At 58.4% G+C, this 18,566-nt stretch carries 15 protein-coding genes and 2 riboswitches; of the genes, 4 read left to right on the forward strand and 11 right to left on the reverse strand.

What is annotated here, in order from left to right; all coding sequences use genetic code 11:
• Positions 1-9 precede the first annotated feature (9 nt).
• From CKW31_RS07505 to CKW31_RS07520, 4 genes are all read right to left on the reverse strand, one after another.
• On the reverse strand, positions 10-435 hold the full coding sequence (locus CKW31_RS07505; protein ID WP_095093739.1) for a DUF3830 family protein: 426 nt from the start codon (positions 433-435) through the stop codon (positions 10-12).
• A gap of 57 nt (positions 436-492) precedes the next feature.
• Complete coding sequence (locus tag CKW31_RS07510) at positions 493-1,827, reverse strand: HAMP domain-containing sensor histidine kinase (RefSeq protein WP_095093740.1); 1,335 nt, start codon at positions 1,825-1,827, stop codon at positions 493-495.
• A 94-nt stretch (positions 1,828-1,921) separates the two neighbouring features.
• The gene (treS, locus tag CKW31_RS07515; RefSeq protein WP_095093741.1) at positions 1,922-3,988 is read right to left on the reverse strand and encodes a maltose alpha-D-glucosyltransferase; all 2,067 of its coding nucleotides are present in this window, start codon (positions 3,986-3,988) and stop codon (positions 1,922-1,924) included.
• A gap of 225 nt (positions 3,989-4,213) precedes the next feature.
• Positions 4,214-4,825 carry an FMN-dependent NADH-azoreductase gene (locus CKW31_RS07520; protein WP_095093742.1) on the reverse strand — a complete coding sequence of 204 codons (612 nt, stop codon included), beginning with the start codon at positions 4,823-4,825 and terminating at the stop codon, positions 4,214-4,216.
• Positions 4,826-4,955: 130 nt separating this feature from the next.
• Between CKW31_RS07520 and CKW31_RS07525 the strand changes: the two genes are divergently transcribed.
• Positions 4,956-5,897: a LysR substrate-binding domain-containing protein gene (locus CKW31_RS07525; protein ID WP_095093743.1), complete on the forward strand. Its 942-nt coding sequence runs from the start codon at positions 4,956-4,958 to the stop codon at positions 5,895-5,897.
• Positions 5,887-6,231 (forward strand): MmcQ/YjbR family DNA-binding protein, encoded by a 345-nt coding sequence (locus CKW31_RS07530; RefSeq protein ID WP_095093744.1) that lies wholly within the window; start codon positions 5,887-5,889, stop codon positions 6,229-6,231. Before CKW31_RS07525 ends, CKW31_RS07530 begins: the two co-directional genes overlap by 11 nt.
• Before the next feature lie 4 nt (positions 6,232-6,235).
• Here the strand turns inward: CKW31_RS07530 and CKW31_RS07535 are convergent, their stop codons facing one another.
• On the reverse strand, positions 6,236-6,667 hold the full coding sequence (locus CKW31_RS07535; RefSeq protein WP_095093745.1) for a DUF1294 domain-containing protein: 432 nt from the start codon (positions 6,665-6,667) through the stop codon (positions 6,236-6,238).
• A 5-nt stretch (positions 6,668-6,672) separates the two neighbouring features.
• Positions 6,673-7,503 carry an undecaprenyl-diphosphate phosphatase gene (locus CKW31_RS07540; RefSeq protein WP_095094003.1) on the reverse strand — a complete coding sequence of 277 codons (831 nt, stop codon included), beginning with the start codon at positions 7,501-7,503 and terminating at the stop codon, positions 6,673-6,675.
• A gap of 380 nt (positions 7,504-7,883) precedes the next feature.
• On the opposite strand from CKW31_RS07540, the gene CKW31_RS07545 reads away from it, so the two are divergent.
• On the forward strand, positions 7,884-8,411 hold the full coding sequence (locus CKW31_RS07545; protein ID WP_095093746.1) for an AAA family ATPase: 528 nt from the start codon (positions 7,884-7,886) through the stop codon (positions 8,409-8,411).
• Between the two features lie 13 nt (positions 8,412-8,424).
• Here CKW31_RS07545 and CKW31_RS07550 read toward each other — a convergent pair whose 3' ends face one another.
• Positions 8,425-9,753, reverse strand: a complete 1,329-nt coding sequence (locus tag CKW31_RS07550) for a sigma-54 dependent transcriptional regulator (RefSeq protein ID WP_095093747.1) — start codon at positions 9,751-9,753, stop codon at positions 8,425-8,427.
• A 379-nt stretch (positions 9,754-10,132) separates the two neighbouring features.
• Between CKW31_RS07550 and CKW31_RS07555 the strand changes: the two genes are divergently transcribed.
• Positions 10,133-10,399: a hypothetical protein gene (locus CKW31_RS07555; RefSeq protein ID WP_027901210.1), complete on the forward strand. Its 267-nt coding sequence runs from the start codon at positions 10,133-10,135 to the stop codon at positions 10,397-10,399.
• Positions 10,400-11,322: 923 nt separating this feature from the next.
• On the opposite strand, the gene CKW31_RS07565 is transcribed toward CKW31_RS07555, so the two are convergent.
• From CKW31_RS07565 to cobW, 4 genes are all read right to left on the reverse strand, one after another.
• Positions 11,323-11,910, reverse strand: a complete 588-nt coding sequence (locus CKW31_RS07565; protein WP_095093749.1) for a VWA domain-containing protein — start codon at positions 11,908-11,910, stop codon at positions 11,323-11,325.
• A gap of 77 nt (positions 11,911-11,987) precedes the next feature.
• On the reverse strand, positions 11,988-13,046 hold the full coding sequence (locus CKW31_RS07570) for an ATP-binding protein (protein ID WP_095093750.1): 1,059 nt from the start codon (positions 13,044-13,046) through the stop codon (positions 11,988-11,990).
• Positions 13,046-16,807: a cobaltochelatase subunit CobN gene (gene cobN, locus CKW31_RS07575; RefSeq protein ID WP_095093751.1), complete on the reverse strand. Its 3,762-nt coding sequence runs from the start codon at positions 16,805-16,807 to the stop codon at positions 13,046-13,048. Before cobN ends, CKW31_RS07570 begins: the two co-directional genes overlap by 1 nt.
• Before the next feature lie 3 nt (positions 16,808-16,810).
• On the reverse strand, positions 16,811-17,875 hold the full coding sequence (gene cobW, locus CKW31_RS07580) for a cobalamin biosynthesis protein CobW (protein ID WP_095093752.1): 1,065 nt from the start codon (positions 17,873-17,875) through the stop codon (positions 16,811-16,813).
• A gap of 124 nt (positions 17,876-17,999) precedes the next feature.
• Positions 18,000-18,239, reverse strand: a riboswitch (cobalamin riboswitch).
• Positions 18,240-18,296: 57 nt separating this feature from the next.
• Positions 18,297-18,521: riboswitch (cobalamin riboswitch) on the forward strand.
• Positions 18,522-18,566 lie beyond the last annotated feature (45 nt).

Consider the following 18,566-nt stretch of genomic DNA (forward strand, 5'->3'; position numbering starts at 1 on the left):
TTGCGCAACTCAAGCCTGCTCAAAGAGCACGTCCTGCGCGCCCTCCCACAGGGTCTTCACGCCCAGGGCACGCAGGTTTTCCTTGCCTTGCACGATGGTCAGGAAGTGGTTACCGGCCAGTTGGCCCATTTTGCTGGCAAAACAGCACGAGCCATAGGCGATGAGGATTTCAGTCTCGCTGTAAGGGCCCGGATAAAACAGAATGTCGCCCACCGAAGGGTGACTGGTGTGATTTTCAAAACCAATCGGCTGATCGTTCAGCAGCAACTGATACTCCCCCAAAGGCACCCAGCAGCCCTCGCCGCTCCAGCGCACATGGATCAGCTTCTGCCGGTAAGGCAGCAACTTCAGAAAAGCAGCAACGGTGTGCGGCGCATCGGGATGGGTTTCAGCGAGAAACTCGTATCCGCCAGCGGTGATTTTCAGGGTGGTCATGCAGAGCTGCTCTCAAGATAAGGTGATTGATCATGTCGCGACATTGCGTGTCAGCGCCTAGGCTGGCTGGCCGACTGAATCCGGTTTTCGAACGCTGCCAGGGTTTTCGGTTGAAATCAGGGACGCAGAAAGGCTCACTTCAAAACAGCACCCGTGGGGCACGCGGCTTTCAAGGTTGACCGACCACCCCTGGTGAACGCAGATGCGCTGTACCAGCGAAAGACCCAGGCCAAGCCCTTCCCCACGCTGCTCATCGCCTCTGACGAAAGGCTGGAACATGGCCTGCTGTTTTTCCAGCGGAATGCCAATGCCGCTATCCTGAACAGAAAAACGATCGCCGTGCAGGCTCAGAAAAATGAAGCCTTCATCGGTGTAATGCCAGGCATTGCGCAGCAGGTTGCTCATGACCGAGTGCAACAGCGTCGCGTTATACAGGCGATCCGAACCGATACCCGACTCGTAACGCAACGTCAGGCCTTTTTCTTCAATGGGTTTGCGCCAGATATCCACCAACTCGTCTGCGACCGCCACCAGGGTTGCGCGCGGCCCCTGGCCGGGTACTTCGGTTTCTATACGCGCCAGCAGCAGGAACGTTTCCACCAGTTGACGCATCCCCTCGCTGGCCCGGGATATTCGTAAAACCTGATTACGAGAGCGTGGATCTACAGCGGGATTCTCCAGCAGCAATTCACAGGAACTGGCCAGCACCATTAATGGCGTGCGCAGTTCATGGCTGACATCACTGGTGAACATCTTCTCCCGGGTCAAGGCTGCGCGCAGGCGGCCCAGGGTTTCATCAAACGACACCGCCAGCTCACCCACCTCGTCGTGGGCATACTCCGGTGCCAGTGCCGGAGCCGCATCCATGATCTGGTCCCGCTGACGCACCTGCCCGGCCAGCTTCACCACCGGCGCCATGACCCGTTGCGCCAGCAACCGCCCCAGCAATAACGCCAACAGAACGCTGAGAACAAACCCGACCAGCACAATGGCAAACAAAATACGCTCGCGCTGAACCGTTGCAGTCTGATCCCGCAGCAATACGTACTGACGACCGTCGACCATATCCACCATGGCGTAATAATCGACATTGTCTTTTTTGATTCGGTGAAAGCCGGGTTTCAATGGCTTGAGGCTGTCGGGCATCGCGAAAAGACCGGAAGCGTCCTGCACATAGAAGAACGAATCCTTCTCTGGTCGATGACTCCAGTTGGCGACGTCGTCCATCAACAGCAACCGGTGCAGGTCGCCATTCATTGAAAGTGCGGTCAATTTTTTGCCAACCAGATGCACCGTGACGACGATGCCCGCTGCAAATATCAACGCGACCAGGGTACTCATCAGCGTGAAAACGATGACGATGCGCTGTTTGAGACTGTGTTTGATATCCATGCAGCTTCCGTTGACGGTTTACATCCGGGCAGTATCAGGCCAGATATGTCGTCATTTCGTCAACGGAGCTGCACGTCTGTACAGAAACCGACTATCAGAACGCCGGTAAGGCACTCACCACGCGCAGCGCCAACCCTTCGTAGGCATCCAGCGTGATGGTGAATTCGCCCTGTTCAGTGAGATCCCCTTCGACCCGTTCATTGATGATATCCACCACCGGGCCAGGCGCGATGTCCGGCAGGTGCAGGGTTTCAACAATCGGCTCGGAGCTGAAGTTCAGCGCGGTAATCTGTGTGCCCTTCCCGGCTGGCAGCTCGTGAACCATGATCAACAAGCCTGGGTGCTCAACATCCGGGATGAGAATCTGCTTGCTCGCAGCGATGTCATAAGCCCGACGCACAGCAAGAATCTTCTTGAGTTGCGAGGCAAATGAATCAGGGCGCTGTAGCTGGCTGATGATACTGCCGTACAGCGTACGGGAGCGCGGCATGTTGCCTGCCGAGAATTCCGCCTCCGGGTCCAGATCCACCAGATCATAAGCACCACGGTGGATCCAGCGCGTGTCGCCATCCTGCATCAGATGCTGAACCTGCTCGGCAGGCAGCGGCAATGCGCCGACCAGATCCCACCCGGACAACGCAAACACGCCAGGCTGCATGGCATTGAACATCACCAGCAGCAAGTGAATATGCTGAATTTTCTGAGTGTCTTCTTCAGTGATGGCGTCCAGATCACGAATACCCAGCGCCGCCGTAATGATGCTCGCGGTGGTGCAGGACACGCCATTGGTGACGAATTTCAGGTTGTAGGGAGCGTGCTCGCCTGCCAGTTTCTCGTACATTTCCTCACGAATATGCTCGCGCAAGATGTTGCCCGGCAGCGTCTGGCCTTGATAGTGGTAGGTGTCGTGGGCATGCAAGGTCCAGAAATGCACCAGCTCCAGGGTCAATTCGTCGTGGTTCTGCAAGGCATGAATCAACGACGCAGGATCGATACCGAACGCGTGAACCTGGCGCAGCATCAGCCGCAGAAACTCGGTGGTGCCCGTCAACAGTGCGTGCTGATAGGCCGGACGCGAGATGAAGTCGTAAGACAGATCGGCGCCGCCGTGGGACATCGAGGCGATGTCATCCAGAGTCAGGTTCAGCTCCTGGAAACTGAAACCGCCCGCTTTGCGGATCGCTCCGCCCAATAGCTGGTTACCGGTGATCGACAACGGGTGGCTCTCGGACCAGGCATTGCCTTCAGCCTTGCGCTCCACCCCGAGGAAGCCATTGGCATCCAGACGCAAGACCCGCGCGCCCATGACGTCGATGGAATGCAGCGCATCACCAATGATCATTTGCTGAGCGGCGAAGCTTGGGTCCAGCCAGTTCAGCGAAGGCTGACCTTCCTTGAAGTAATGCAGATAAACCCAGCGCCGGGCCTTGCCGTCTACGCCCTGAACAATACCCGTAGCGCTCCAGTCGGTTTCCTTGACGCCGGGCTCGAAGAAAATGACCCGCTGTAGCTGACCAACGATGTAGTGCTTGTCCTTGAGGGCATCGACCACCTCAGGCATCAGGTTCACTGCATCACGACCGGCCGGAATATCCGGCAGCAACTGCCAGTCTTCCTCACGGATTTCAACCATGTGATACAGGCCCGGATAATCCTCGTAGGCCATTTCTGCCAAACGGAAATCAGAGCCCTTGCCGGTGTGGGATGGAATCACGTCATCGATCACCACTGCGTTATGCGCAGCCGCTATGCGACTCAGGCTGAGCAATTGCGCATCGGTACCCAATTCAGGGTCAATGCCGAAACTGATCCGGTCGAAATTGCCATCGATGGTCGGCGTGTGTTGCCGCCCCTGAAGGCCACCGGAGGTTTTCAGCGGCCCGTTATGGATGCCTTGAATGCCGATTTCCGACATGGCATGCCACAGGGTCTCATCGCCCAGGGCTTCAAGGACCGAGCCACCCGGACGGGTGATTATTGACGCCGGATAAGCAGTAAACCAGACGGAGGCAATCGCCGACGCGTCTCTGGGCCGGGATTCGGCGAACGGGCGCTGCCACAGCCTGCCCTGCCCCGAGTACAACCTGGCGCGCTGGCGTGCGGCATTGAGCATTGATTGTTCAACCAGCCACTCTACGTACTGCTTGTCCGGTGTCGTCATAAATTCCAATCATCCGTTTCTCGTGAATCGGGCGAAACGATCGGAGAAGGTTCAACTGTTCCGATTGAGTCATGTATTACCCGCTGTAAGAGCCTCGCGGGCGGCAAACGTTGCATTTTTGTTTGATCAGCGTGGCCCATAACGCAAAAAACTCCAGCGCCTATTGGACACTGGAGTTTTTTTGCAAGCATGTGACAGGCGCAGTGATCAGACCCTCCGACGCCATCAGGCCGTCGCGAACAGCTCTTCTTTGATCTGCTTTTGCGCGGCGGTCAGCGCGTTGGCACGTGGTTCGTCACCGTAAGCCAGACCATGAGCGAAGACGAATTTCAAATCAGTCACGCCGATGAAACCGAACAGAACCTTGAGGTAGTCCTCATGACCCACACTGGTCGGCTGGCCAACGTGCACACCACCGGCAGTGGAAACGATGACCACCTGCTTACCGCCCGCCAGACCTTCAGGGCCGGTTTCGGTATAGCGGAAGGTACGACCGGCAACCGCGATGCGATCGATCCAGGCCTTGAGCTGGGTCGGGAGAGTAAAGTTGTAGACCGGCGCACCAATCACAACCACATCAGCGTCGAGGAACTCCTGCAGAATCTGCTCGTTGTCAGCCACTTCCTGCCTTTGCGCAGCGTCACGACCTTCTTCAGGCGTGCCCGCAGCAGCAAGCGTTGCCGGGGAGAAGTGGCTCAGTGAATCGCTGGCCAGATCGCGATAAGTCACCTGTGCGTTCTGCTCTACAGCGGTGAATGCTTCAACAACGTTGCGGCTGAGCTGGCGAGACGCGGAGTGATCGCCGAGGATGCTGGAATCGATGTGCAAAAGTTTCATAACGTGCTTCCCAATTGAAAAGTCGCCAGCTGGCGATCAAGTGGCGATAATCCTACAGCGCAATCCAATAGCTGATTAGTCGGCATAAATGCGATAGTTCGTTCTACACACAGGACAATCGGCTCACAGCATGCAAGACCTGAACGATCTTTATTACTTCGCCAAAGTGGTGGAATTCGGCGGTTTCGCGGCTGCCGGACGTCTGCTGGGCATCCCTAAGTCACGCCTGTCACGGCGCATCGCCGAGCTTGAGTTGCGTCTGGGCGCGAGCTTGCTGCAACGCACCACGCGCAAACTGGCGTTGACCGCCGTGGGTGAGCGCTACCTGAGTCACTGTCAGGCGATGTTGCTGGAAGCGGAAATGGCTGACGAAGCGGTTGCGTCGCTGTCGGCTGAACCTCGGGGGCGCTTGCGGGTGTCTTGCCCGGTGGGAATGACGCACTGGAACCTGTCCGGAGTGGTCAATGAATTCCTGATTCGCCACCCACTGGTACAGCTGGAATTGATCCTGGTGAACCGCCGGGTTGATCTGGTCAATGAGGGCATTGATGTGGCCTTGCGGGTTCGCGACATCGGCGATGAAGACCCCAGCCTGATTGTTCGGCAGCTGTATCCCGCGAACACCGTGCTCGTGGCTTCTCCCAGGCTACTCAGCGGACGCAGCATCACGCATCCACGGGACCTTGCCAGCTTGCCGGCATTAGGTGCCATCGAAGCGGATCGAAAAGTGCATTTTCAGCTGCTGCACAGCCATGGCGAGCGTTGCGAAGTGGCGATTGAGCCGCGTCTTGTAGTGGATGACTTCCCTATTCGCAAGAACGCAGCCGTGCAGGGCCTGGGCATTACGTTGCTGCCGTTGATGAACTGCCATGAAGAACTTGCCAGCGGTCAATTGATCCGCTTGCTTCCCGACTGGTCATTGCCAAGCGGCAATGTCCAGGCCGCTTACACCCAGCGCCGTGGCATGCTCCCCGCGGTACGCGCGTGGATCGAGCACATCAGCCTGGCGTTCAAAAACGAACCGCCCTGGAGCGATGTTCAGAAATCAACGGAGCAGATCAATGAACGCTGAAGACGTCGCCGGGTTTTGCCTGCAACTGCCAGGTGCCCGGGAGGATTACAAATGGGGCGGCACGCGGGTGTTTTCCGTGGCTGGCAACAAGATGTTTGCGGTGATGGATCTGGCTGGCAAAGGGTTGTCATTCAAGGTCGGACCCGACCTGTTCCTCGGCTACGTGGACCGTCCCGGGGTTCGGCCCGCGCCGTATCTGGCGCGGGCTTACTGGATCAGCGTCGCCACGCCCTACTCCCTGAGCGATGGGGAATTGCGCGAGCTGCTGACACGGTCCCATCAATTGGTCGTCAGCAAGTTGCCGAAGAAACAGCAGATTGCCCTGAAGCTCTGACAGATCAGTAGAAATGTCGGGTCAGGTAATTGCCGCCGAGGAACAGGCGGTCAATCCAGACCAACTCGTGCAACACAACGATCAACCAGAACACCAGTTGAAAGGACAGCTTGCGGGTTTTGTGACGCAACGCCTGTTGCGCCACCAAAGCGCCCGGCCAGCCACCCAGCAGTTCCACCGCGTGCAGGATTTTCTCCGGCGTTCTCCATTCATTTGATCTGGCATGACGCTTGTCGCGCCAGTACAGAAAGAATGCCAGCAGGCTCATCGCCAGATAGATTGCACCGGGCACCCATACCCCGGTGAGCAGCAACGAGGTGAGGCCCGCCACCGGTAACGCACAAATGGCGAGAAATACCGCCAGTTTCAGCCGCGGATACCGCGACGGATGCTGTTTCGCCGTTGCGGTTTTGTTCGATTTTATACGCTGATCCATGTTCGTCAGCCGTTCACGCTGGTCCAGTCAATCCAGCCGAACTGCCAGGTCGCCAGAATCAGGATACCGAAGACGATGCGATACCAGGCGAACACGGCATAGCTGTGGGTGGCAATGAACTTGAGCAGCCCGCGCACGGCAATCATGGCAAAGATGAACGAGACGACAAAACCCAACGCAAACACCGGGAAGTCCGCAGGCTGGAACAGGTGACGGTACTTGAAGCCCGAGTACACAGCAGCGCCCACCATCGTCGGCATCGCCAGGAAAAAGGAAAATTCGGTAGCGGTCTTGCGCGACAAGCCAAACAGCAGGCCGCCAATAATCGTCGAGCCAGAACGAGAAGTCCCCGGAATCATCGCCAGGCATTGGGCGCAGCCGACTTTCAGGGCATCACGCCAGGTCATGTCATCCACGCTTTGCGCATGCACCACGTGATCGCGGCGCTCAGCCCAGAGCATGATCACACCGCCAATGACCAGGGCCGTCGCCACGGTAATCGGGTTAAACAGGTATTCGTGAATCAAGTCGGCAAATATCACCCCCAGCACGACGGCTGGAAGAAACGCGATCAGCAGATTGATCGTGAAACGCTGCGCCTGACGTTGCTTCGGCAGGCCAGTCACCACATCAAGGATCTTGCGCCGGAATTCCCAGACCACCGCCAGTATCGCGCCGAGCTGAATGATGATGTTGAAGGCCATCGCCCTTTCGCCGCCAAAGTCGATCAGGTCCGCAACGATAATCTGGTGTCCGGTACTGGAAATGGGCAGGAACTCCGTCAGCCCCTCCACAATCCCGAGAATCAATGCCTGAGCGGCGGTCCAAAGATCCATCATTCCCCCAAGTGAAGCATTGCTCGAAGCAGGCTTCTTGATATTGTCATGTCCAAACAGCGCGCAAATATGCCCGTCGAAAGGTGAAAAGTCCGTTAAAAACGGACGCTTACAACGTCAACCAAAGCAAGGCGTGGCGATCCTAACAGACCTTCAGGCAGGACGCTGCCATTGAAGCTTGACGTGTAACCCTTGACGTAAGGGGAGCTGTTTTCCAGTAGCCGCTATCGGCGTTTTTCTGCGCTGAAACCGCTGCGCTAACGGGCGTATGCGCTTACAATCGCGGCCGCTTTACGCCCCTGAGGAATCGCAATGCCCGCACCTGAAACCGCCAGAACAACACCGCGCGCTATTTTAGCTCCGGAAAAGGCAGTGGCTTGATGAAAGTTGTTGTGCTGACAGGTCCTGAGTCCAGCGGCAAAAGCTGGTTGGCAAGCGAGATACAGCGCTGCTATGGCGGGGTTCTGGTGGGGGAATATGTACGATGCTTCATCGAGCAGAATCAGCGTGACACCACTTACGCAGATATTCCGGCAATCGCTCAAGGCCAACTGGACAGCGAAGATGCCGCTCGGGCCACACAGCCAGGGTTGCTGATTCTGGACACGCACCTGTTGAGCAATATCCTCTGGAGTCAGACATTGTTCGGGGACTGCCCCGCGTGGATCGAGCCTGCGCTGCTGGCTCGTCAGTACGATCTGCATCTGTTACTCGACCCGAGCGGCGTCGACTGGATCGGCGATGGCCAGCGCTGCCAACCGGAGCTGAGTTCACGACAGGCATTTTTCCGTGACACCCGGCACTGGCTTGAAACGCATCACCAACCCTTTCAGGTCATCGGCGGTGACTGGACGCAACGTCGTGAGCGAGCCTTCGCCGCAGTTGAACAACTGCTCAAAAACCTCTGAAGCTCGCTGCAGATCAACGAATCTGGTGCTTGTGCAGCAATCGATAGAATGTTGGCCGGGAAATGCCCAATACCTTGGCGGCAACGCTCAAGTTATCGCTATGGCGGGTCAATACATCGCACAACGCCTGACGCTCGGCCCGGGATTTGTAGTCATCCAGGGTGCCCATGGTACTGACGACATCGTCATCACCGAGCAACCCCAGATCGGCGGCTTCAATCTGCCGCCCTTCTGCGAGCACCAGACCTCGGCGAACCCGGTTGGCCAGCTCCCGGACATTACCCGGCCAGTCATGTTTGCCCATTGCAACCAGCGCGTCCTGACTGAAGTTACGCACCCGCCGACCGGTTTCCTGACTGTAAAAATGCGCAAAATGATTGGCAAGCAACGCCAGATCACCATGCCGCTCGCGTAAAGGGGCAGTCCCGACCTGTAGCACGTTCAGGCGGTAATACAGATCCTCGCGGAAGTGTTTTTTGCGAATGGCGGACTCAAGATCGACGTGGGTGGCGGCCAGTATCCTGACATCCACGGCAATGGAGTCTCGCCCGCCAACGCGCTCGACTTGCTTGTCCTGAAGAAAGCGCAGCAGATTGGCTTGCAGCTCCATCGGCAAGTCCCCGATCTCATCGAGAAACAAGGTGCCGCCATCGGCCGCCTCGATGCAGCCGATTTTCAGTTCGTTTGCCCCTTCGAACGCGCCCTTCTCATAGCCGAATAATTCGCCCTGAAGTAAATGCTCAGGCGTCGTCGCGCAGTTGATCGCAATAAATGGCTTGCTGCGACGGTGAGATTGAGTGTGCAGGGTGCGCGCCACCAACTCTTTGCCTGTCCCGGACTCGCCACGAATCAATACCGGCGACTCTGTGGGCGCGAGCTTGCTCAGCAGCCTGCGCAGCTCACGGATAGGACGACTTTCACCGAGCATTTCATGATCCGGGCCGGATACATAAACCGCTCCCTGGGCCCGCAGGCGCGCCATGCCATACGCCCGCCCCAGTGTGACCTGCATGCGCGCGACGTCGAACGGCAAGGTGTGGAAGTCAAAAAACCATTCGCAGACAAAATCGCCAATCTTTTCCCGGCGCAGGTCATCCGGGCTCAATACGGCGATCCATTCCGTGTGACTGCGCGTGATCAGATCCTTGACCACCTCCGGATGCTCGAAGTGATAAGGCATCAGGCGAATCAAACCTACGTCGCAACTGCGACTGACAGCGTCTTCAACCGTAGTGCTATCGACATCCCAGCCAGCGGCACGGAGAACGGGAATGAGCTGATGACAATCATCGCAGGGATCAACAATTAACAGACGTCGCAGTGAGGGTGCCGATTCATGCATGGGGATTCCTTGGCGCTGCGATTTGGGTTCAGGTTTATAAAATCATTGGATAAACAGAGAGTTGAAGCTATCAGTTTGAACGTTAGCAAATTTTTGACAGCCGCTTGGATCGATTGACTATAGCCATCAGATCGAAAGGTAATTAGTCATTCAGCGTGGGCAGTAACGGATGTTTTTCGGTCTGATCGAGCGTGCTGAATATCCGTCGGAATGCGCTCGCAAGGACTTTGAACACGAGGGACGGTTAAAAAAACTGAAAAATAATCGGCACGCTGTGTGACTTGACAGCCATCAAGGGTCATCAACACAAGTAACCCGCTGAACGGTAAGCCCGACCGACAGCGCGCAATTTTGATATGGGCACTTTGAGGAAATAACCATGAACGCCCCATTGCGCTTCAACGATGCCCTCCTGATCGCTGGACACGCTTTTGAACCTTTCCAATGCGTCGCCTGGGCACCGCAAGACGGTAACGGCGAGCTGAGCCTGACGGTCATCGACCGTACCAGCAATCGTATTGGTCGCCGCCAGATCGCGCGCAGCACCTATTCCGATGCCAAGCGCCTGGCCAATGAGCTCGAACTGGCCCGTGCTGAAATCAGCAACGAAGGCCACCGTCTTGAGCCGTGGACCATGCCTGCCTGAAGGTAACGCAATACCCTGTGGGAGCTGCCGTAAGCTGCGATGGCAGAGTGTCAGCATAAACGCTTCGCAGCCTTCGGCAGCTCCTACCGGGATGGCATTCCAGTTCGATGAAGAATGGCCAGCTGGCCGGGGCCGGTGACGTTTTTCTTGCGCAAGGCGCAGATCAGGTAGGAGGCTTGTTGGCGAGAAGGGTTGACGCGGTGGTTCACAGCTGGCGCCTAGCGAACAAGTTCGCTCCTACCGGGATTGCATTCCCGTTCGATGAAGAATGGCCCGCTGGCTGGGGCCGGTGACGTTTTTCTTGCGCAAGGCGCAGATCAGGTAGGAGGCAACTTGTTGGCGAGAAAGGTTGACGCGGTGGTTCAGAGCTGGCGCCTCGCGAACAAGTTCGCTCCTACCGGGATTGCATTCTAGTTCGATGAAGAATGGCCCGCTGGCTGGGGCCGGTGACGTTTTTCTTGCTTAAAGCGCAAATCAGGTAGGAGGCAACTTGTTGGCGAGAAGGTTTGAAGCAGTGATTCAGAGCTGGCGCCTCGCGCACAAGTTCGCTCCTACCGGATGGCATTTCAGTTCGATGAAGAATGGCCAGCCGGCCGGGGCCGGTGACGTTTTCTTGCGTAAAGCGCAAATCAGGTAGGAGGCAACTTGTTGGCGAGAAGGGTTGACGCGGTGGTTCAGAGCTGGCGCCTCGCGAACAAGTTCGCTCCTACCGGGATTGCATTCCAGTTCGATGAAGAATGGCCCGCTGGCTGGGGCCGGTGACGTTTTTCTTGCTTAAAGCGCAAATCAGGTAGGAGGCAACTTGTTGGCGAGAAGGTTTGAAGCAGTGATTCAGAGCTGGCGCCTCGCGAACAAGTTCGCTCCTACCGGGATTGCATTCCAGTTCAGTACTCGTATCGCAGCTGTTCGATAGTCCTACAGGCCTAACGAGTCTTCAGCTCATCAATGTGCTGATACTCAATCCCCAGGCTCTGCGCCATCTGTTGCGCCCTTCCCAGGCGGATCGGCCCGCTTTCGATATCGATCAGCAGGCCCGGACAATTGAAGGCTGGCAGCGCGCCTGAATCCTTTATCCGCCCGTCGGTCATGACCAGAAGATGCTGTTTTTCAGCAGGATGCTGCTTCTTGCGCGCATCCAGCCATTGGTGTGCCTGATAAAACGCGTCGATCAACGGCGTGCCGCCACCAGCACCCAGTTCATCAAGCCAGGGCTGCAATGCACGGGATGCTTTTAGCCCCTGATGTTGCCAGCGCGGCGTGCTGCCGTTAGCCGTCAGCAGCGCCAGACGCACACGGCGACGGTAAGCGTCGTCGAACACTTGAGCCAACAGTCCTTTGGCCCGGCTCAAGGCCTGATGGCGCCTGGTCGAGGCCGACGCGTCGACTATCACCAGCCATAACTCACCGGGGTGCTGGCTTCGTGGTTGTCGGATCAGGTCGGCGCGGACCTTGGGCCGTCCGCGTAACAGCGTCGGCAACCAGGCAATCGCTCCGTCGGCGCCGCTGCGCAACGCGCCAGTACGACCACCGGGCGCTTTACCGCGCCGAGGCTTGGCATCCGCCCCCGGAACTGCGCGAGGACGGATGCCTAAGGCTTTTTTGGCCAGCTCGGCACTTCACGGCGGACGCCTGTCGGCATGGACTGCGCGGGCAACTCACCCCAACTGCCCTGCCCTTGATCCGGCGCGGACTGTGGCGTGGGCGTAGACGGGTTTTGCTGCGACTCAGGTTGCTGCGGTGGCTGCTGGTCCCGGGGTGGCGGCTGATCTTGAGGAGAGTGACGACGCCGGTGACGCAAGGCAAACTCTGCCACGGCGTCTATATCCTGCTCTTCAATCGCCGAGACGCCGCGCCAGGCCGCGTGAGCACGGGCAGCCCTCAGCCAGACCAGATCAGCGCGCATGCCATCAACAACCGCAGCAAAACAGCGTTCGGTGATGACCGTGAGCGACTGATCATCCAGCGCGATGTTGCCCAGAATACTGCGCGCCTGCTCGCAGCGGAGTTTCAACGCCTGCTGCTGATCACTCCACAGGGCGCAAAAGGCCTGCGGATCGCTGTCGAAGTCCAGACGACGGCGAATGATTTGCCCGCGCTCGGTCGGCAAGGTTTGCCCGCTCAACGCCACGTTCAAACCGAAGCGATCCAGTAACTGTGGCCGCAGTTCACCCTCTTCAGGGTTCATGGTGCCAATCAGTACGAACCGTGCCGGATGACGATGGGAAATGCCGTCACGCTCCACCAGATTCACGCCGCTGGCGGCAACGTCCAGCAACAGGTCAACCAGATGATCCGCCAACAGATTCACTTCATCGACATACAGCACGCCGCCATCGGCCTTGGCCAGCACGCCAGGTGAAAACTCGGCCCGGCCTGCGCCCAACGCAGCATCCAGGTCCAGCGTGCCCACCAATCGCTCTTCAGTGGCGCCGAGGGGCAAGGTGACGAATTGACCGCTTGCCAGCAAATCGGCCAGACCACGTGCCAGCGTCGATTTCGCCATGCCCCGCGGCCCCTCGATCAGCACACCGCCGATTTTCGGGTCAATGGCGGTCAGGCACAGCGCCAGTTTCAGTTCGTCGGCACCCACCACTGCAGCCAGCGGGAAATGCGGGGTGTCGCTCAGAATCGTGTCAGGCAACGTCATCAGCTCTCTTCTATGTCCAGCAACAGGCTTTCCAGCGCGTCACGGTAATTGCCCGGTTCCTGCCACAACCCGCGCTGTTGCGCTTCAAGCATGCGTTCGGTCATGTCTCGCAAGGCGTCAGGGTTGTGCTGCTGAATAAATTCCCGGGTCGACGCGTCCAGCAAATAGGCATCGGCCAACAGTGCGTATTGGTGATCGTCGATGAGCTCGGTGGTGGCGTCGAATGCGAACAGGAAGTCTACGGTGGCTGCCATCTCGAAGGCACCTTTGTAACCATGCCGTTTGACGCCGTCGATCCATTTCGGATTAGCCGCACGAGAGCGGATGACCCGGTTCAGCTCTTCCTTCAGCGTCCGGATCTTCGGCAAGTCTGGCTGGCTATGATCGCCATGGTAGCTGGCAGTCTTCTGGCCGCTGAGGCTCTCGGCGGCTGCAAGCATGCCACCTTGAAACTGGTAGTAGTCGTTCGAGTCGAGCAGGTCGTGCTCGCGGTTGTCCTGGTTCTGCACCACCGCCTGAACTTGCGACAAGCGTTTTGCAAAGCGCTCCCGGGCTGGCGTGCCCTCATCGGCGGCACCATAGGCGTACCCGCCCCAGTTCAGATAGACCTCGGCCAGATCATCCCGGCTCTGCCAGAGGCGACCGTCAATCGCGCCTTGCACACCCGCACCGTAGGCACCAGGCTTGGCACCAAAGATGCGCCAGCCAGCCTGACGCGCAGCCTCATCATCGGTAACGCCACTGCTCAACAAGGCAGCACGCTCTTCGCGAACCTTGGCGGCCAATGGATTCATATCGTCCGGCTCATCCAGTGCCGCCACGGCCTGTACCGCAGCGTCGAACAGCCGGATCAGATTGGCAAAAGCATCGCGGAAGAACCCGGAGACGCGCAGCGTCACGTCAACCCGCGGTCGGTCCAGCAAGCTCAATGGCAGAATCTCGAAGTCATCGACACGCTGACTGCCGGTCGCCCAGACCGGCCTGACGCCCATCAGCGCCATGGCCTGGGCAATGTCGTCGCCGCCGGTGCGCATGGTTGCGGTGCCCCACACCGACAAACCCAGTTGACGCAGATGATCACCATTGTCCTGTAAGTGCCTCTCCAGCAGCAGGTTTGCCGACTGGAAGCCAATGCGCCACGCCGTGGTAGTAGGCAGATTTCGCACATCGACCGAGAAAAAGTTTCGCCCGGTGGGCAGCACGTCTATACGGCCCCGACTGGGCGCGCCGCTAGGGCCCGCCGGAACAAAACGCCCGCCTAGGGCGTCCAGTAAGCCCTGGATTTCTCCCGGACCACAAGCATCAAGGCGCGGCGCCACAACTTCTTTCAAATTATTAACAATATCCAGTAGATCATTGTTTTCTAAAGGAATAGTAAAGTCGTCTTTACTGATAACCTGTTCAATCATCCACGCGGCGTATAGCTCCAGACGCTCACGGGTATCACCCGCCGTGCGCCATGGGTCAGTGTTGACGGCGAGTAGTGCTTCAGGCCTTGCGGCCAGCCAGGGTTCAGCAAGTTCGCAATCCAGTGGATCAAAACCCAGCTCGAAGGCTTTGCTCAATGCACGCAGCAGACTCGACTGCGCACCGCGACCGTCACCCCGCGGGATGCGCAACAATGCCAGCAAAGTATCGATGCGCAGACGGCCGACGGGAGACTCACCAAAGATATGCAGACCGTCACGAATCTGCGATTCCTTCAGATCACACAGGTAGGTGTCCAGGCGTGGCAACCAGACCGCCGCATCGTCATCCTTTAACGAGTCACCGAGGGCCAGCTCCCGATCAATATGGGTCTCGCGAACCAGCTGGAGGATGTCGCGTTGCAGCTCAAGGGCGCGACGCGGATCGAGCAGTTGTGCTTCGTAATACTCGTCCGCCAGCAGCTCAAGATTGCGTAATGGCCCGTAGGTTTCGGCGCGGGTCAGCGGCGGCATCAGGTGATCGATGATCACGGCCTGAGTACGACGCTTGGCCTGGGCGCCCTCGCCCGGATCGTTGACGATGAATGGGTAAACGTTTGGCATCGCGCCGAGAATCGCATCCGGCCAGCAGGTCTCCGACAGCCCGACGCCCTTGCCTGGCAGCCATTCCAGATTGCCGTGTTTGCCCACATGCACCACCGCATGGGCACCATAGGCTTTGCGCAACCAGAAATAGAAGGCCAGATAACCATGGGGCGGGACAAGATCCGGGTCGTGATAAACCGCGCTGGCGTCCACCTGATAACCCCGTGCCGGCTGAATGCCAACGAAGGTCAGGCCAAACCTGATCCCGGCAATCATCATCCGTCCACTGCGGAACATCGGGTCTTTATCCGGCGTGCCCCAGCGTGCAATCACCGCTTCACGGTTGGCCAGAGGCAGTTGCTCAAACGCAGCGGTGTACTCGTCGAGCGCCATGCTTTGGTGGCAGGGACGAAGGTCGATGCTGTCCAGATCATTGGTCACGCCGCCAAGCAACTGGTGGATCAAGTCAGTACCCGTTTCCGGCAATTCGGCAACCGGATAACCCTCGCCCTGCATGGCTCGCAGGATGTTCAGCGCCGCCGCTGGCGTATCGAGGCCGACACCGTTGCCGATTCGACCGTCGCGCGTGGGGTAATTGGCGAGAATCAACGCAACGCGCTTGTCAGCATTCGGCAAACGCCCGAGCAATATCCAGCGACGCGCCAGTTCGGCAACAAAATCCATGCGCTCAGGTTGCGGGCGATAGCAGACCACATCTGACTGACTGCGCTCACTGTGCCAGGCCAGATCCTTGAAGCTGACCGGCCGACTGATGATTCGCCCGTCCAGTTCGGGCAACGCGATGTGCATGGCCAGATCCCGGGCACCCAGACCTTGCTCGCTGGCCCGCCAGCCAGGTTCGTTATCCTGAGCGCAAATCGCCTGAATCACCGGGACGTTACGCCGGAATGGCCGCAAATGCGGCGTTTCCGGGCTGGACTGAGCAAAACCGGTGGTGTTGAGGATCAGCTCAACGCCGACCTCGTCCAGCCAGTCCTCGACCACCGTCATGCAGCCCGCTTCCTTCAGGCTGGCGACGGCGATGGGCAACGGGTTCAAGCCTTGCGCCTGCAAACGAGCGCAAAATACATCGATGAACGCGGTATTGGCGGCCTGCAAGTGCGAGCGGTAGAACAGCAGCGCCACGACTGGCTGATCCACCACCCAGTCAGCGAACCATATTTCAGGATCAGCGCTGACGCCCTGCGGATGGTAAACCGCAGTTCGCGGCAAGGCTTTTGGCTCGGACCACGAATAATCCCGATCCAGCATGCGAGTCGCGAGGCAACGGTAAAACTCCAGCGCGTTGTGCATGCCGCCCTGACGCAGAAACTGCCATAACCGGTGGCAATCCTCGGCGGGCGCAGTGCTGCGTTCAGTCAGCTCGGGATCATGACGATCACAGCCTGGCACCATGATCACCTGCACGCCCCGTGCTGCCAGCTCCATCAGGCGTTCGACGCCGTAGCGCCAGTAGCCGATCCCGCCATGCAAGGAAATCAGAATCACCTTGGCGTGGCGCAGCACTTCATCGACATAGAGGTCGACCGAAGCGTGGTTCTGAACCTGCATCGGGTTGGCCAGACGCAAGCTTGGGTAATCTTCCGGCAGTTGCTGCGCGGCTTCGGCGAGCAACGCCAGGCTTGAATCACCACTGCAGAGAATCACCAGCTCGGCGGGGGTTTGTCCGAGGTCGGCAATACTGTCGTCCGGTACAAAACCACCGGGCTGGGTTCTCAACAGGTGCATGGGTCAGTCCGCAAGCGCAGCGCGCAGTTGGGATTCAAGTGCAGCAGCATCGAGCTTCTGACCGATCAGCACCAGATGAGTGGCGCGCTCTTCGTCAGCACTCCAGGCACGGTCGAAGTGTTTGTCGAAACGCGTACCCACGCCCTGAATCAGCAAGCGCATCGGCTTGCCAGCGATGGCAGCGAAACCCTTGACCCGCAGGATGCCATGCTGAACGACCAGTTGGGTCAGCGCGGCAAGCAGCTGTGTTTCTTCGGATTGAGGCAGCTTGATGGAAATAGAGTCGAACGCGTCATGGTCGTGGTCATCATGATCATCGCCTTCGTGGTGATCGTGATGGGTCTTGCGCCCGTCGATGTGCTGCTCGGACTCGGCACCCAGCCCCAGCAGGACGTTGATCGGCAGACGACCGCTGCTGGCTTCGATGACCTTGACCGCAGGCGGCAGCTCTTCGGAGACTTCGGCACGCACTGCGGCCAGACCGGCAGCGTCGATCATGTCGGCCTTGTTGAGGATGACCAGATCGGCGCTGGCCAGTTGATCGGCGAACAATTCATGCAGTGGTGATTCATGATCCAGATTCGGATCGAGCTTGCGCTGTGCATCGACCTGATCAGGGAATGCAGCAAACGTACCTGCGAGTACTGCAGGACTGTCGACGACAGTGATCACCGCGTCGACGGTGCAGGCGTTGCGAATTTCTGGCCACTGAAAGGCTTGCACCAGTGGTTTTGGCAGCGCCAGACCGGAGGTTTCGATGAGGATATGATCCAGATCACCGCGGCGCGCGACGAGTTCGCGCATGACCGGGAAGAACTCTTCCTGGACGGTGCAGCACAGGCAGCCGTTGGCCAGTTCGTAAACGCGGCCAACCGCCTCTTCTTCCGTGCAGCCAATGGTGCATTGCTTGAGGATTTCACCGTCGATGCCCAGTTCGCCAAATTCATTGACGATCACGGCGATGCGCCGACCTTCCGCGTTATCCAGCATGTGGCGCAGCAAGGTGGTTTTGCCCGAACCGAGGAAGCCGGTAACGATGGTGACGGGAAGTTTGGCCAGTGTTTTCATCGGATGCCCTTTGGCAATACGGCGGGCAAGCAGGACGAAAACCCTGTGTGGCCACAGGCGTGTAGCCACAGAGATGCGATTCGCCACCGGATCACCCCGCCCGGTTGTAGTGAGAATTCGTCGGGCTCAAGGCCCGAATCGAGGCAGGTCTCCTGGCTTGCGGCGCCCCTGAAAACCTCCGGGGCAGTCATTGCGCCTTCCCGCCCTTGACGGGCAGTGGCTGTGCAGAGAATGCAATGACCGTGCGATAAATCAGCACCGCTTACAGTTGCGGGGGCAGCCGCGGCATTGACCGCGTTCCCGTCTTAGCTCCATATCGTCCGACCCGCAGATCGGCTGGAGAACCTCGAACCCGCAAGGCTACGCAGTGACTGCGGGCAGGTCAATCGACTGATTGACGTTCCATGCAGACGCATGCTCTCCTACACGCCTTGTTACGGGTGCCCCTCACGGGGTGAAACGGGAAACCGGTGAGTTCAGGCCTCTGGCCTGCACAAGTCCGGCGCTGCCCCCGCAACGGTAAGCGAGCGAAGAATCAGATCCACTGTGCGCATCACGGCATGGGAAGGCGATTCTTGCAGGTTGACGCCATGGTGCGCTCAACCCCTCGCAAGCCCGGAGACCGGCCCGACATGAAACAAATAACGAACCCGCGGTGGGCGGGCGCAGTTGCACTCCCCTGACACTCGTC

The sequence above is a fragment of the Pseudomonas sp. Irchel 3A5 genome (assembly GCF_900187575.1).
Classification (GTDB): domain Bacteria; phylum Pseudomonadota; class Gammaproteobacteria; order Pseudomonadales; family Pseudomonadaceae; genus Aquipseudomonas; species Aquipseudomonas folii.